Below are 13,800 nucleotides of genomic sequence, written 5' to 3' on the forward strand. Positions count from 1 at the left end.
CGGTAGATAGTTGTAGCCATATTGAACTTAGATTTAATAATTAATGAATTAATATTATTGAGTTCGTATAAGCGCTCAGTGCTTTTGAGGTAAAATGCAAAATACGATCCAGAATATTTTTTACAATATTTTACAAAGTTTTTTAGATAAAGAAAAACATTACAAAAGATAGTTTAAAGTTTAAAACCACTCAACGCTTATCTGTATTCAGATTTCAGTATTTATGATAATTTAACCTGCTCTTTATTATTTAGTATCGTTAAATGTGATTTAAATCTGGGAGGAGGTTATGGTTAAAAATCAAAACAAATTATTACGTTATACAAGCGTATCTGTGGCTAATGTATTTGAAAAAGAGACCGCCATCATTGCACAAATACAAGCGAATGAAATGTCTAAATGCCTTATATTATGGCAAACAAAAACACCCACGATTGTATTTCCTGCTAATAAAAAATGGCCCGAATCTACCTTATTAAAGACAGCCTTACAAAAAGATGACTGGAAATTACTGTCACGTAAAACAGGTGGCGCTCCTGTCCCACAATGCCAAGGAATCATTAACTTATCGCACTTGTATGTTTGGGATGATGCAACGCCCTACTCTATTACCCAAGCGTATGAAAACTTATGCAAAGTATTAAAAGATTTTTTTAGCCTATATGGATTAAATAGTGAAACGCATGCCACGGAGTTTTCGTACTGTGACGGTGATTTTAATATCAATATTAATGGGCGTAAAATCGTAGGAACTGCGCAACGTATTATTTTGAAAAAAGGAGGCGGTAAAATTATACTCGCACAAGCCTGTATTCTCATTGATGCCGTGCTAGAAGAAATCATTAAACCCATTAATTTGTGTTACCAATTGTGTGATAAAAAAGAGCGAATAAAAGCACAGGTTCACACCACCTTGTTTGAGCATATTAATACACGACCTAGTGTTGATGTGCTTTATCAACAACTCACTCAAGCATTTGTAGATAATGGCTTAGGCTAGTGGTAGGAACCACTCAAATCATGACGCCATAACATATGATTTTCGATTTGAAAGATATGGTGATATAGGATACTTGAGGCTTGGTGAATGGCTGAATTATAAAAACCACCTCAAGGCGATACTAAACAGTATTTCTAAAAGGCAGTTTGAAGTTTAAAGCTTGAAGTTAGCAATAATTGATTAAATCTTTATCGATCAATATTTGACCAATTTCAAAACAACAACTTATAGGCTATATATCTTTATTGCATAGAGTGCCGCAAAGCCTAATAACATTAACAACACCACAGGCTTTGCACGTTGCAAAAACAACGATAACCAGCTTGCTTTAATAATATAGATTGAAGTAATCACCATTAACACACCAGAACAAAAGGCAGCAATTCCCCAAAACTCTGTAAAATGTTGGCTCGCGTACCATAATATATTCCATAGACCCGCGGCGAGCAAAATACCGCCAATACTAAGGCGAATAGGTTTTGGACAACCCTTTGCTATTGGTGGTAAGGCAACAATTAAACCTACGATCATGCACGCAGTCACAACACTTCCCATGGGTATCATATTATTCACTTCAATTCAGATTAATTAGGTGAATCATTATATTTAACCTTAACAGGAAAACAATCATTCAATTTGAGCCTTAAACGTTTTCAGTATCCTCAAAAGCTTGTCAGTGTATTTACCTTCACCACACAAGAAAGTACGGCGAAGTCGCCGATAAGGCGAAAACACTGCAAATAAAAATCAAAAAACTTCGATGAGCGCAGACGAAATCAAAGCAATTCGTGATTAATTCTTATTAAAATAAAACACATAGAGTTTATCAAGTAACATTCACAACTAACAAAAATCCCCTTTTAATAACTTTGAGTTGTACAATAGAATAATCTCGATAAAGGCTCAATAAATAAGAAATTAATGATGAAAGTAATAGTAGGTAACTTATAAAATATGAAAAGTAATGCACTCGAAATAAATTTATCTGCGAATCTCAAGTTGTTATGCAGCTATAGTGAAAGTATTTCAGAAAGTTGTCGAAAGATGGGAATTAATCGACAACAATTTTCAAAGTATTTAAATGGCAGTAGCATGCCTTCGATGCAAAGCTTAAGAAAAATTTGTGATTTTTTTGGGGTGGAAAGTGAAGAGATCACTTTACCTCCAGATCTATTTAATTCATTAATATCTTCTCGCGAACGTAATCAAAAACCTAAAAAAATTCTTGATGAAAGCCCTCAAGGAAAACGCCATACCCGCTTATTAGAAGAAATGATGATGTTAACATCAGAAGATATCACTCAATATTTAGGCGACTACTATTACTATTACATGACTCCTTCATATACTGGTTATATTAGTAAAGGTTTCGCAAGGCTATCGCTTAAGAATGGTATTGCTTATTCACATTTCTATGAAAGAACAGAGCCAGGACAAGCTATGTTAGAAGGATATGAAATAGGAAAATTTGTGGGGATTGTGTTGGTATTAGGAGAACGGATACAAATTATTGATTACGGTGTTCATTGCCAGCGAGCAATTTCACAAACAGTTTTATATGGTGCTACTAAAGGCAGCTTTAGCCTGCTATCAGGCATTACACTAGGTATACAAGGGCGAAGTTCACGTATCCCTTTCACTTCTCGTATTGTTTTTGAACGTATCAGCGAAAGTATACCTTTACGTCAAAAACTCAAAAAGATTGGCTTATTTTCAATCGAAGACACAGCCATTTCCCCAGCGATAAAAACGCGCTTAGAAACATCAAGCGGTATAGAAAATCCGCACATATTTACTGCATCAGAGAACTAATTATATAAGTTAGTTCGTATAACTGAGAAAACCTTGTAGACGTTTACTTTTAGGATTATTAAAGATTTCTTCAGGTGTACCTGCTTCTTCAATAATACCGTCAGCCAAAAATACAACTTGATCCGATACTTCTTTAGCGAATGCCATTTCATGTGTCACCATGATCATAGTGCGTCCTTCGTCTGCCAAGGTACGAATTACTTTTAGTACTTCATTAACCAATTCAGGGTCGAGTGCAGAAGTCGGTTCATCAAAGAGAAGAATATCAGGCTCCATTGCTAAAGCACGAGCAATAGCTACACGTTGTTGCTGCCCCCCAGATAAAAATGCAGGATATTTATCAGCCATATCTTGGCTAAGCCCTACTTTATCTATATAAGCGAATGCGCTTTTCCTCGCAGTTTCCTTATCCATTCCCAATACTTTAGTAGGTGCCAACATTATATTATCTAGCACAGTCATATGATTCCATAAATTGAAGTGCTGAAAAACCATCGTGAGTTTTGTACGTAAATATTGCAATTCTTTAGGGTTAGCGAAGGTCATACCATCTTTATCAGCAGTCATTTTGATGGTTTTATTATTTATCTTAAATACACCTTCATTTGGTTGTTCTAAGAAGTTAAGACAACGTAACAAGGTGCTTTTACCTGAACCTGAAGACCCAATAAGAGTGATGACATCTCCAGCTTTTGCCTTGAGGCTAATGCCTTTTAATACTTCATGTTCACCATAGCTTTTATGTAAACCTTCAATGGAAATTTTGTATTCTGTACTCATAATAATTCCAGTTTTTAAATTATTTTTATAATTTATTAAGGTGCGAGTAAATAACCGCTACGAATTGTTTTTTCACCTGCGACATGGGCAACTAACATTCCAGCTGTTGCTGTACGGCGTAATGAACGAGAAAATAACAAACCGGGCTGAGAAGATCTTATTTGCTGTATTTCATCAGTAATAGGGTTAATCACCTCTGCAATTAACTGTCCTGTCACCACATTTTCACCAATATCGACACAATGTACTAATACCCCCCCCATATTACTCTTAAGTGGCTCGACAGCCGCTAAATCTGTCGCTGGTATTGCATCTGTAGTTAAAGTATCAGCAGGTTGATCAGTTACTATATTTAAATGGCGTAAATAATTGATTAAAGCTTTAGCGTCTCGATCACTTTCTTTATGATAGACATCAGCTTGTCCACGTAATTCTAAAGTAACTGATTGACAGGCTTTAGGGATAATATCGCCAAAACGATCTTGCAAGCGTTTCCACACCATATCAAAAGCTGAATCAAAAGGTTTACCACCCGTTTCATCTGCTAGCAAATGAGCTTTTGAGTTTAGATAATGTGCAAGTGGTGCAATGCTATCCCAAGAATAATATGTACTGTAAACGTGCTGTACAGCCTCAAAATCACAATGCATATCAATAATAATGTCAGCATCACAAGATAAACTTTGTAATATTTTTTGCTGAGAATGTATTTCGGTTTCTACATTCCAGCTTTGCATTGCTTCGTGTAATACCAAACGGATCAGCTTCTTATTTTTTTCTGGATCGTCGCTTAGGTTATTTTCGACTCGCGAAACAACTTCTTCAAAAGTATCGAAATAATCACGGTTAAAATTTTGTCCACTTTCTAATTCATATCGCCCGAGGTGTACATCCATTAAATGTTGATTTTGACCAATCGGGTTAGCCATAGGCACCAAAACGATCTCACCTTGAATATGACCTTGTTCTTCTAATGTAATTAATTGTTGCTTGAGTTTCCAAGCCACTAACATACCCGGTAATTCATCAGCATGTAACGAAGCTTGAATATAGATTTTTTTACCACTATTAGGCGTTCCAAAATGAAAGCTGTCTATATTACGGTGCGTACCTAGAACAGGTGAAATTAATGGACTTTGATGATGCTTCATTCTGCACTCACTTTTTTCTTTTGTGTGGAAAAATAGGTAGAAAATAAACTTTTGCTACGTTGGTTATTAGGTAAATGAGCTGTGTAATAAAATTCAAAACGTCTGAAAAAATAGAATAAAATAAATGACAAGATCAAGTATAAAACAGCAGCTATACCAAAGGATTGGAAGGTCATATATGTAGCTGAATTAGCATCCCTAGCAACTTTCAAAATATCAGGAACTGTCGCGGTAAACGCAATCGTTGTTGAATGCAGTACGATAATAACTTCGTTACTGTACTGTGGAATAGATTGCTTAAGGGCCGAGGGAAAAATAATATATAAATAGATCTTGAAACGGTTCATCCCAAAAGCTTTGGCGGCTTCGATTTCACCGGTATCGACATTTTTTAATGCCCCCGCTAACATTTCACACATATAAGCAGCGGTATTAAGAGAAAACGTTAGCAACGTGCAATACATGCCATCACGGAAAAACTGCCCCAATAGAGCTTGATCTTGCACAAAAGACAGGCTGTAAATACCTGAATAACAAATGAGTAATTGTAAATAGAGTGGCGTACCGCGAAAAATGGTCGTAAAAGCCGCAACACTCCAGCTTATTACTTTATATTTAGTATTACGTGCAACCGCTAAAGGGATCGATAATAAAAACCCAACAACAACTGAAAAAATTAATAGCCACATAGTAATAATAAGACCAGAGTAACTATAACCATCAAAATACAAAAAAGGTTTCCAATACATCTCTAATAGTTCAAACATTAGTTTGCTTCCTTAACACCGATTTGGAAATATTTTTTCAATAAAGCGAATGCAATATTACTTAGAATTGAATAAATGAGAAAAATAACAGCAGCAAGAATCAAAAACAAAAACACTTTATTAGTCGACTTACCAGCTTCAACAGCCGCATTGATTAAGTCATTTAAACCAATAATAGAAATCAAAGCAGTAGCCTTGATAATGACTTGCCAAACATTAGATAATCCAGGAATTGAAAAACGCATCATTTGAGGAAAAATAACATAACGAAAACTTTGACTTTCAGATAAACCAAAAGCAAGCGCAGCTTCTTTCTGCCCTTTGGGTATCGCTTGTAATGCACCTCTAAAAGTTTCAGAAAAGTAAGCGCCATAAATAAAAGCAAGCGTAATAACACCAGCACTAAATGGATCGATATAAATAAATTCCCATCCAAATATTTTGGTTAATTGCCCTATCCAATTTTGTACACCATAAAAAATTAAAAGCATTAAAACTAAATCAGGAACACCACGAATAAGGGTTGTATAGCAGGTTGCTAAAAAACCAAGAAATACATTTTTAGAAGATTTAATTAAGGCAGTGAAAACGCCAATGACCATTGCAAGGAAAAATGACAGTAAAGAAAGCTTTACTGTCATCCAAGTGCCTTGTAGTAAAAGATGTCCATACCCGCCGAGATCAACAAGTGAAAAGGCTTTAGAAAAAAGGTCTTGCATGTTTGCTTCCTATAGGTAATAACATCTTTAAATACATAACACGATGGAGCTACTTTAAATTAAATTTTCTATTTATTATAAAGATCTAATTCACCAAAATACTTACGTTGAATCGTAATGTAAGTATCATCAGCATGAATCGCTTTTATACCATCATTAATTAATTTTGCAGTTTCAGCATCACCTTTACGAATTGCTATCGCAGAGTCAGCAGGCAACAACTTATCAACCACTTTATGATTTGAAAAATCGCCATGATTTCCTCCTTCAATAAAATTAACTTGAGCTTGAGTCATATCTTGTAGTGAAGCGTCAATACGGCCGTTTAATAAATCAGCATAGACTTGATCTTGAGTTTGGTAAGATTGAACTCGAATACCTTTAGGTACTAATTTTTTCTTTGCAAAGTCTTCTTGCATTGTGCCTTGTTGAACACCAATCGTTTTGCCTTTTAAAGATTCTGCCGTTGGTATTAATTTTTTAGAAGTAAGGCTCACCATAGAAGAAAAACCAGACCATGTACGATCAGAAAAATCGACTACTTTCTTGCGTTTTTCAGAAATACCCAAAGAAGAGAAAATCGCATCAATTTTTCCAACACGTAAGCTAGGAATAAGGCCATCAAAGTTAGTTGAAACCCATACACATTCCTTACCCATTTTTTCACAAATGGCATTACCAAGATCAACTTCAAAACCAGCTATCGTGCCATCAGCTTCTTTGAACTCAAAAGGAGGATAAGTTGCATCAACACCAAAACGAATGGTATCACCAGCAGCAAAAGTCGTAGACTGTATTGCAACACCAGCCAGTAAAAGCAGAGAATAAGCGATTTTTTTCATGATATGTTTCCTTTAGGTAAATAAATTTTGATTTTATTATTTTTATATAAAGTCTTTTTTACTTTACAGGAAAGGCTAAAAGTAAGTCTATGGGAGCAAGTAGCGACAGATAGCGCACACAGCCGTCACATAGCTTCAAGTAGCGTCAGAAAAAGAAGATTAACAGCTCATACAAATATTGCCTTTTCTTTCACTTAAAAATTTACTTCAAAATCCCTCCCCTTAAAAAACAACAATTAATGCGCCATATCAAAACCACAAACCAAAACTCTCGATATGATGAATACCATCAAGTTGTTCGTAAGCTAAGGGAATTTATGACACCAATTATCGCTCAAACTGTTGCTCAAGTTATGCTGCCTGTTGTATTGGGGCTGGTAATGTTGGGAATGGGGTTAAGTTTACAAATAAAAGATTTTAAAGCGGTACTAAAAGCGCCTAAAGTCACGGTGATTGGTTTTTTATTACAACTGTTTTTACTGCCAATACTCGCTCTATTTATTATCAAGCTTTTTGCACTTAATCAAACAGCTGCAGCAGGGCTTTTTTTATTGGCATTATGTCCTGGCGGTGCGACTTCAAACTTATTCTCATTTATTGCGAAAGGTAACCTCGCCTTAAGTGTCTGCTTAACCAGTGTAGTCAGTATGTTATCGCCATTTATTATCCCCATCGCTTTTGTTGGTTTTATCCATTACAACGGTAGCACAGATAGCCAATTATTTAATTTACCTTTATTGCCAGCAATGAAACAACTCACTATTGTCACCTTACTACCGACTGTTATTGGTATGAGTATTCGTTGTTTTGCCGAACAATGGGCACAGTCTGCCATTCCTTTGATTAAAAAGGGATCGACTATCGCAATGTTACTCGTAGTTACTGCGCTTGTTTTGACAAACTTAAGCATCATTCCTGCAATGCTTTCTTTGCAAGGTATCGCTGTAATGGCGTTGTGTGTTTTAGCGTTAATCATTGCCTATTTTATTGCAGGTAAGTTGAATGTTAACGAAACCGATAGAAAAACCATTGCAATAGAAGTGGGAGTGCAAAATGCAGGTACCGCGATGATGATTGCCTTCACTATCATGCATCAACCTGCACTAGCGGCTATTCCTTTAATGTACGGGCTGTTAATGAATATACCCGCATTCCTTTTTGTATATTGGCTCTTAAACAAAAATAAAGGCAAAGATAAAATGACTATGCCAATAAAGGTAAATCCTTAGGCGAATCTAATAATGCCAAGAATTTGAATGTTGACTCTCGACTTGATAACACATGTTTACCCTTTAGTCAGACGCTGTGTTAAAAAATCGATAAATGCTCTTGTTTTGGGTGCTAATTGTCGTTTATTAGTAAATATGGCATTAATAGGCGTACTAGGTTGCATGATTGAAAATGCTTCGAGTATTGGCGTTAGACTTTCTTGTAATAACTCATCATGCACCATCCATTTTGGAATCATTATTATTCCGAGATCTTTCAATGCGGCTTTACGTAAGAAACTCAAACTATTAACGCTTAAAGACCCTTTGATTGGCACTTCTATAGGATGGTTAGCCATTTCAAAACGCCAACGGTTATTACTTATCTTGCTGTTAAATGAAAGGCAGTTGTGTGTTTGTAAATCATGAGGGTGTGTTGGTTGTCCATGCTTTAAAAGATAATTAGGACTTGCACAAATCACAGATTGACTGTCACCCAACTTACGAGCGGTTAAACTAGAATTATCTAAATGACCTATCCGTAATGCCAAATCAAGGTTTTCATCAATTAAATCAAGTGGAGCAGAGTTCATATTTATGCTGATTTGTATTTCAGGATATAACTGCAGAAACTCAGGTAAAATAGGCTCGATAAATGTTAACGCAAAATCAGCTTCTGCCGTTATTCGCAACCGACCAGAAGGTTTATCAGCTAGTTTTTTGACGGCAAGTTTAGCCACTTCTATATCATCAACTAATCGTTTCGCATGCTGAAAATAAATATCTCCGGCTTCGGTGAGGCTTTGCTTACGCGTTGTACGTTGAAATAAACGAGCGCCTAGTTCTTTTTCTAACTGAGATATTTGACGAGATACCGCAGATGGTGTCACTTCCATAGAGCGAGCGACAGCAGAGAAACTTCCTTTCTCAACAACGTTAACGAACAATTGTATGTTTGATATGTTATTCATTTGTGCATTATATTCACAAATCCTATGATTAGAATACTGTTTTTTGTTTTATTTGAACATGTGATTATAACTGCTCGATATACATTAAGTCATTTTATGCTCTAGATTGCCATCCTCCCTAAGCCATTGAACTTTTGTGCATTTTAAATATGTTTGAGTAGGAGTTTTTATGTCTAAAATAATTTTAATTACAGGTGCCTCTACGGGCTTTGGTCACGATACTGCGTTATCACTTATTGGTGAAGGATATAAAGTATTTGCTTCTATGCGTGATCCTTTAGGTAAAAATAGTGTGCACGCTCAAAAATTAACAGCTGCTGGTGCCTATGTTGTTGAGCTTGACGTGATAAATGAGCAATCAATAGAGCAAGCAATACAAATAGTAAAAGACCAAGCTGGCCATATCGATGTGCTTATTAATAATGCAGGTATTGCTTCTGCAGGGGTGACGGAAGCTTTTTCAACCGAACAAATGGTTGCATTATTTGATGTGAATGTATTTGGTGTTCATCGTGTCATTCGGTCAGTGTTACCGATGATGCGTGAAAATAAAAAAGGCCTAATTATTAATGTGGGCTCTATTTTAGGTAGAGTTACTTTTCCATTTTTTGGCATTTATGGTGCCAGTAAATATGCCGTTGAAGCATTAACAGATAGCCTACGTTATGAGGTTTCCCAGTTTGGTGTAGATGTTGCGTTAATACAGCCTAGTGCCTATCCAACTGATATGTATGGTAGTGCACAACAACCTTTAAATTCCGATTGTGTAAAAAATTATGGCGATGTTGGTGAAATTCCAGGGGCTATGTTTTCAAGCTTTATGTCAATGTTCGAAGCAGCTGATGCACCTAAACCACATGATATTGCCGAAGCAATTGTTGAGTTAATTAAGACTCCAGATGGTCAACGTCCAGCTCGTACTGTTGTAGGTAATAGTTTTGGTTCAGAGGCTATTAATGCGGCGGTGGCACCTATTCAGAATGCTGTAATGCAAACACTGGGTCTTGGGCATCTAGAAGCTCTTAAAAAGAGTTAACGTTTTCTTATTTTAAACTAAAAAACAAGTGCTATGTATCAGTGCTTTTAATTCATTGACACATAAACAGAGTGAAAGGGATTTTATGCTAAAAATAATAAATAAAATACTTTCTCTGCACCTGAAAACCCTATTTTATGCCATGTCCTTTTGTACAACATTAGGCGTGACGATAACTACCGTTGTTGCAGCTGAAAATGATACACCAAAAATAACATATACATTGTTTAATGACGCAAAATGGATAGAGCTTCCTGGCAGCAGAGCAGTTGCTAATGTGAAAGATGATTTTACTAAAGGAGCCCATCTCAAATTACTTAAACTTTCTCCCGGTAATAAAACAGTTGTTCACACTCATTCGCATAGTTATACAGTCATGGTTATAAAAGGTTTTGCAAGACATTATGAACTTAATAAACCCGAAACACAGGTCATTTTACCTGCTGGGTCTACTTGGTTTATTCCAGCCAATGTACCTCATGTTAGTGAGTGTTTAGCTGAGAGTGTGTGTATATTTGCGACGCAATCAGATGGTGCATTTGATTTTAAATTAATTAACTAATTTAAAGTTATGTACTTATGATCTGAACCCAAAAACCATAACAATGAAATATAGGGTCATATTTTTCTTTTTATGATAGATGATGAGCGCAATACAAAGAGTATTTTACGATCGAGGAAAACCTATAAAGTAGCAAAATACATCATATATTTTATGAATAATGACCTAATAAAATTAGGTTAATTTAACAATATTAATTTAATGAATTATATAAGAGGGTTAACGATGATGAATACAGCAACACAAAATTATGGTGCAACAATTGCTCGAGTTTCTCTGGGAGTTGTATTAATTGCGCATGGCTTGCTTAAGGTGTTAGTTTTTACTATTCCCGGTGCAGTTAGTTATTTTGAAAGTGTAGGAATTCCTGCAATTTTTATATATTTAACACTCTTCGGAGAGTTTGCTGGTGGAACTGCTTTATTACTTGGCGCTTATTCGCGCCTAAGCGCATTATTAAGTATGCCAATTTTGTTAGGCGCAGTATGGGTCCATAGTGGGAATGGATGGACATTTAGCAGTGCAGGTGGCGGTTGGGAATATCCTGCGCTTTTATTTGTGCTTGCCGTTATTGTCGCGCTGCAAGGCAATGGTGCATTTGCTCTTCGTAAACTTCCTTTAATTGACGGTCTTATTCCTCAATCCATGAAGATTTAAGTCCATGTTATAGCGCTAATAAATAACAGATATAAAATGAGGGTCACAAGCTTAAAATTAATTTTATTGAGTTTAACCACTGTGACCTTGTCGCAAAATTTGTGTAATTGCCTATCATTAAATTAATCATATTAAGGATAGGTCATTATCAAAAAAGAAGAGCTAGAAGCATTTTATCTTAAAGCCACAAAGAGGCTAAACTCTCAAAAAAATTCTGCTTATTTTATCCGAAATTATTGAAATAGAAGTACCTCTAACATCCATCTGAAAGTTGAGTAATCAGATTAATTCAATCTCTGTGCACACATTTATCATCCTTTTATTATCGCTAACAAATCTATTCTATGTGTGACAACTCCATCAACTATACTCATTACCGCTAAATGAAGCTGCTGTATCCAACTCCAAACTTGCTCTATAGGATTCAACCCTGACGAGTAAGGAGGACATTTTATTACCGAGGCATTGTCAAAATCTGAATCAATGATTGCTTTTAGCAAGATAAGACAAGGATGCCATGCGAGTTAAGAGCGCCAAATAAATATGGTGATCGGAGTGGTACGTTAAGAAGGTAGTCATTACTTAAGTTAAAAAGTAATAGATTAAAAAACGCTGAAACCAGTCCCTTTGATTTCCTTCGGATACAAGCTTTCTATGCTGGTAGATAAAAAGTAAAGTCGCCGACAATACCGCAAATACTGTTAATACCGTTAATACCGTTAATACAGATCAAAATCATGACACGAGCGTAGACGAGCTTAATTGGCATTAAACACAACCAAACCTGTATGAAATAACCAAATCAAACTTGTAAACTTATTTCTAAATTGCATAAATGAAGGTGACTAAAATATAACCATTAATATTAAACAACATTTAGCGGCAGTCGGCTCTCATGCATGAAAGGATAAACGATGAAATATTGGCAAAAACTACTCTTCATTTCCCTCAGCCTGTTAGCGACTTCAGCTCAAGCTATGCAACCTCTTCCTATTAATGAAGATAAAACACCATATCAAACAGAAACAATATGGCCAGAGATAACTATCCCTTGGGGAATGGTTCAATTACCTAATGGTAAAATGTTAGCAACGGAACGTTCGGGCAAGCTATGGTTATTAACTGAAGGCAAACCTTCCATTGAAATAACCGGTTTTGCCTGAAATTCATGATAATGGGCAAGGCGGTTTACTGGATATTGCATTACACCCAGATTTTGAAAAAAATCGGCTTATCTATTTCACCTATGCGAGTGAAAATGAAACAGGAAGTAATACTGCTTTAATGCGTGCGAAGTTAGATATTGATAATAATCAGTTGGTTGACCAGAAAAGATTATACCTTGGTGAAGGTGACTCAACGCGAGGAAACCATTATGGTAGCCGCATTGCCATCACCGATGAATTTGTTTACTTTTCAATTGGAGACCGTGGACAACGCGATAAAAACCCGCAAAATTTATCATTGGATGGTGGTAAAATTTATCGATTAAATCTTGATGGCAGTATCCCAACCTCTAACCCTTTTTATCAACAAGCTAACGCTAAAAAAGCAATTTATTCCTATGGACATCGTAATCCACAAGGGTTAATTACACTTACTGATCGCAATCAAGTTTGGTCACATGAACATGGCCCAAGAGGCGGCGATGAAGTTAACTTGATTGAGTCAGGGAAAAATTATGGCTGGCCCGTTATCGGTTATGGCGTGAATTATATTGGTACGGATTACACCGACATCACTGAAAAAGAAGGCATGGAGCAACCTAAGTTATATTGGGATCCTTCCATTGCCCCTTCTGGCATGGCGTATATTAGCAGTAATAAATACCCGCAATGGCAAGGTAAAATATTACTCGGTTCAATGAAGTTTGGGCATTTAGTATTACTGGAGATAGATAACGACAATGTAGTGAAACAAACTAAATTATTGGCTAACGCAGGTAGAGTAAGAAATGTGATTCAAGGTAATGATGGCTATATTTATTTGGGTATTGATGGGAAAGGTATTCTGAGACTAATGCCTTAAGCATTGGACATTCTATTTTTAATTTTGGTTCGTCTTTGCTCCTCGAGGTTATGTTGATAATTCCGGCTTTGTGTTTCGCCCTATCGGCGACTTTACTTTATCTCTGCCAGCAGAGAACCTGATATCTACAAGAGTGCAAAGAAACTGGTACAGAGTCACTTTCTTATCCAAACCATACCCATATCTTTAAAATAAGCTTTCCCAACGCCCCCGTTCATACGGCATATCACTGTTCATACGGCACATCGTCGAATGAACTTACAGCAA

15 protein-coding genes and 1 pseudogene are annotated in these 13,800 nt (G+C 36.1%); 8 read left to right on the forward strand and 8 right to left on the reverse strand.

Annotated features, from left to right (window positions below; all coding sequences use genetic code 11):
- Window positions 1-289 precede the first annotated feature (289 nt).
- The gene (locus GQR59_RS11545) at window positions 290-1,000 is read left to right on the forward strand and encodes a lipoate--protein ligase family protein (protein ID WP_160062897.1); all 711 of its coding nucleotides are present in this window, start codon (window positions 290-292) and stop codon (window positions 998-1,000) included.
- Between the two features lie 225 nt (window positions 1,001-1,225).
- Here GQR59_RS11545 and GQR59_RS11550 read toward each other — a convergent pair whose 3' ends face one another.
- Window positions 1,226-1,543, reverse strand: coding sequence for a hypothetical protein (locus GQR59_RS11550; RefSeq protein ID WP_160062899.1), 318 nt, complete (start codon window positions 1,541-1,543; stop codon window positions 1,226-1,228).
- Window positions 1,544-1,954: 411 nt separating this feature from the next.
- Here GQR59_RS11550 and GQR59_RS11555 point away from each other — a divergent pair, with 411 nt between their 5' ends.
- Window positions 1,955-2,812 carry a helix-turn-helix domain-containing protein gene (locus tag GQR59_RS11555; RefSeq protein ID WP_160062901.1) on the forward strand — a complete coding sequence of 286 codons (858 nt, stop codon included), beginning with the start codon at window positions 1,955-1,957 and terminating at the stop codon, window positions 2,810-2,812.
- 9 nt (window positions 2,813-2,821) lie between these two features.
- On the opposite strand, the gene GQR59_RS11560 is transcribed toward GQR59_RS11555, so the two are convergent.
- The 5 genes from GQR59_RS11560 to GQR59_RS11580 all read right to left on the reverse strand — a co-directional run bounded on the left by GQR59_RS11560 (window position 2,822) and on the right by GQR59_RS11580 (window position 7,071).
- Window positions 2,822-3,592 (reverse strand): ABC transporter ATP-binding protein, encoded by a 771-nt coding sequence (locus GQR59_RS11560; RefSeq protein WP_160062903.1) that lies wholly within the window; start codon window positions 3,590-3,592, stop codon window positions 2,822-2,824.
- A gap of 35 nt (window positions 3,593-3,627) precedes the next feature.
- Window positions 3,628-4,743 carry a succinylglutamate desuccinylase/aspartoacylase family protein gene (locus GQR59_RS11565; RefSeq protein ID WP_160062905.1) on the reverse strand — a complete coding sequence of 372 codons (1,116 nt, stop codon included), beginning with the start codon at window positions 4,741-4,743 and terminating at the stop codon, window positions 3,628-3,630.
- Window positions 4,740-5,510 carry a histidine ABC transporter permease HisM gene (hisM, locus tag GQR59_RS11570; protein WP_160062907.1) on the reverse strand — a complete coding sequence of 257 codons (771 nt, stop codon included), beginning with the start codon at window positions 5,508-5,510 and terminating at the stop codon, window positions 4,740-4,742. Before hisM ends, GQR59_RS11565 begins: the two co-directional genes overlap by 4 nt.
- On the reverse strand, window positions 5,510-6,229 hold the full coding sequence (locus GQR59_RS11575) for an ABC transporter permease (protein WP_160062909.1): 720 nt from the start codon (window positions 6,227-6,229) through the stop codon (window positions 5,510-5,512). Before GQR59_RS11575 ends, hisM begins: the two co-directional genes overlap by 1 nt.
- 68 nt (window positions 6,230-6,297) lie before the next feature.
- Complete coding sequence (locus GQR59_RS11580) at window positions 6,298-7,071, reverse strand: transporter substrate-binding domain-containing protein (RefSeq protein WP_160062911.1); 774 nt, start codon at window positions 7,069-7,071, stop codon at window positions 6,298-6,300.
- Window positions 7,072-7,388: 317 nt separating this feature from the next.
- On the opposite strand from GQR59_RS11580, the gene GQR59_RS11585 reads away from it, so the two are divergent.
- Window positions 7,389-8,300, forward strand: a complete 912-nt coding sequence (locus GQR59_RS11585) for a bile acid:sodium symporter family protein (protein ID WP_160062913.1) — start codon at window positions 7,389-7,391, stop codon at window positions 8,298-8,300.
- 56 nt (window positions 8,301-8,356) lie between these two features.
- Here GQR59_RS11585 and GQR59_RS11590 read toward each other — a convergent pair whose 3' ends face one another.
- Window positions 8,357-9,250 carry a LysR family transcriptional regulator gene (locus tag GQR59_RS11590; RefSeq protein WP_160062915.1) on the reverse strand — a complete coding sequence of 298 codons (894 nt, stop codon included), beginning with the start codon at window positions 9,248-9,250 and terminating at the stop codon, window positions 8,357-8,359.
- Between the two features lie 169 nt (window positions 9,251-9,419).
- On the opposite strand from GQR59_RS11590, the gene GQR59_RS11595 reads away from it, so the two are divergent.
- The 3 genes from GQR59_RS11595 (at window position 9,420) to GQR59_RS11605 (ending at window position 11,505) form a co-directional block, all read left to right on the forward strand.
- Complete coding sequence (locus GQR59_RS11595; protein WP_160062917.1) at window positions 9,420-10,286, forward strand: SDR family oxidoreductase; 867 nt, start codon at window positions 9,420-9,422, stop codon at window positions 10,284-10,286.
- 85 nt (window positions 10,287-10,371) lie between these two features.
- On the forward strand, window positions 10,372-10,848 hold the full coding sequence (locus tag GQR59_RS11600; RefSeq protein ID WP_025565123.1) for a hypothetical protein: 477 nt from the start codon (window positions 10,372-10,374) through the stop codon (window positions 10,846-10,848).
- A gap of 225 nt (window positions 10,849-11,073) precedes the next feature.
- Window positions 11,074-11,505, forward strand: coding sequence for a DoxX family protein (locus tag GQR59_RS11605; protein ID WP_160062919.1), 432 nt, complete (start codon window positions 11,074-11,076; stop codon window positions 11,503-11,505).
- Window positions 11,506-11,882: 377 nt separating this feature from the next.
- On the opposite strand, the pseudogene GQR59_RS18675 reads toward GQR59_RS11605, so the two are convergent.
- A pseudogene (locus GQR59_RS18675) lies at window positions 11,883-12,008 on the reverse strand (transposase); the annotation flags it as partial.
- A gap of 411 nt (window positions 12,009-12,419) precedes the next feature.
- Here GQR59_RS18675 and GQR59_RS18860 point away from each other — a divergent pair.
- Window positions 12,420-12,668: a PQQ-dependent sugar dehydrogenase gene (locus GQR59_RS18860; protein WP_268892998.1), complete on the forward strand. Its 249-nt coding sequence runs from the start codon at window positions 12,420-12,422 to the stop codon at window positions 12,666-12,668.
- A complete protein-coding gene (locus GQR59_RS11615; protein WP_268892999.1) occupies window positions 12,661-13,533 on the forward strand; it encodes a PQQ-dependent sugar dehydrogenase in 873 nt (290 codons plus the stop codon). Before GQR59_RS18860 ends, GQR59_RS11615 begins: the two co-directional genes overlap by 8 nt.
- The last annotated feature ends 267 nt before the right edge of the window (window positions 13,534-13,800 follow it).

The organism is Psychromonas sp. L1A2 (assembly GCF_009828855.1).
Lineage (GTDB): Bacteria > Pseudomonadota > Gammaproteobacteria > Enterobacterales > Psychromonadaceae > Psychromonas.

Bases quoted from the DNA above. Each gene is read 5' to 3' on its own strand.
- GQR59_RS11555 (WP_160062901.1), top strand. From the start codon at position 1,955: ATGAAAAGTAATGCACTCGAAATAAATTTATCTGCGAATCTCAAGTTG.
- GQR59_RS11585 (WP_160062913.1), top strand. From the start codon at position 7,389: ATGACACCAATTATCGCTCAAACTGTTGCTCAAGTTATGCTGCCTGTT.
- GQR59_RS11545 (WP_160062897.1), top strand. From the start codon at position 290: ATGGTTAAAAATCAAAACAAATTATTACGTTATACAAGCGTATCTGTG.
- GQR59_RS11590 (WP_160062915.1), bottom strand. From the start codon at position 9,250: ATGAATAACATATCAAACATACAATTGTTCGTTAACGTTGTTGAGAAA.
- GQR59_RS18860 (WP_268892998.1), top strand. From the start codon at position 12,420: ATGAAATATTGGCAAAAACTACTCTTCATTTCCCTCAGCCTGTTAGCG.
- GQR59_RS11605 (WP_160062919.1), top strand. From the start codon at position 11,074: ATGATGAATACAGCAACACAAAATTATGGTGCAACAATTGCTCGAGTT.
- GQR59_RS11595 (WP_160062917.1), top strand. From the start codon at position 9,420: ATGTCTAAAATAATTTTAATTACAGGTGCCTCTACGGGCTTTGGTCAC.
- GQR59_RS11560 (WP_160062903.1), bottom strand. From the start codon at position 3,592: ATGAGTACAGAATACAAAATTTCCATTGAAGGTTTACATAAAAGCTAT.
- hisM (WP_160062907.1), bottom strand. From the start codon at position 5,510: ATGTTTGAACTATTAGAGATGTATTGGAAACCTTTTTTGTATTTTGAT.
- GQR59_RS11580 (WP_160062911.1), bottom strand. From the start codon at position 7,071: ATGAAAAAAATCGCTTATTCTCTGCTTTTACTGGCTGGTGTTGCAATA.
- GQR59_RS11575 (WP_160062909.1), bottom strand. From the start codon at position 6,229: ATGCAAGACCTTTTTTCTAAAGCCTTTTCACTTGTTGATCTCGGCGGG.
- GQR59_RS11600 (WP_025565123.1), top strand. From the start codon at position 10,372: ATGCTAAAAATAATAAATAAAATACTTTCTCTGCACCTGAAAACCCTA.
- GQR59_RS11565 (WP_160062905.1), bottom strand. From the start codon at position 4,743: ATGAAGCATCATCAAAGTCCATTAATTTCACCTGTTCTAGGTACGCAC.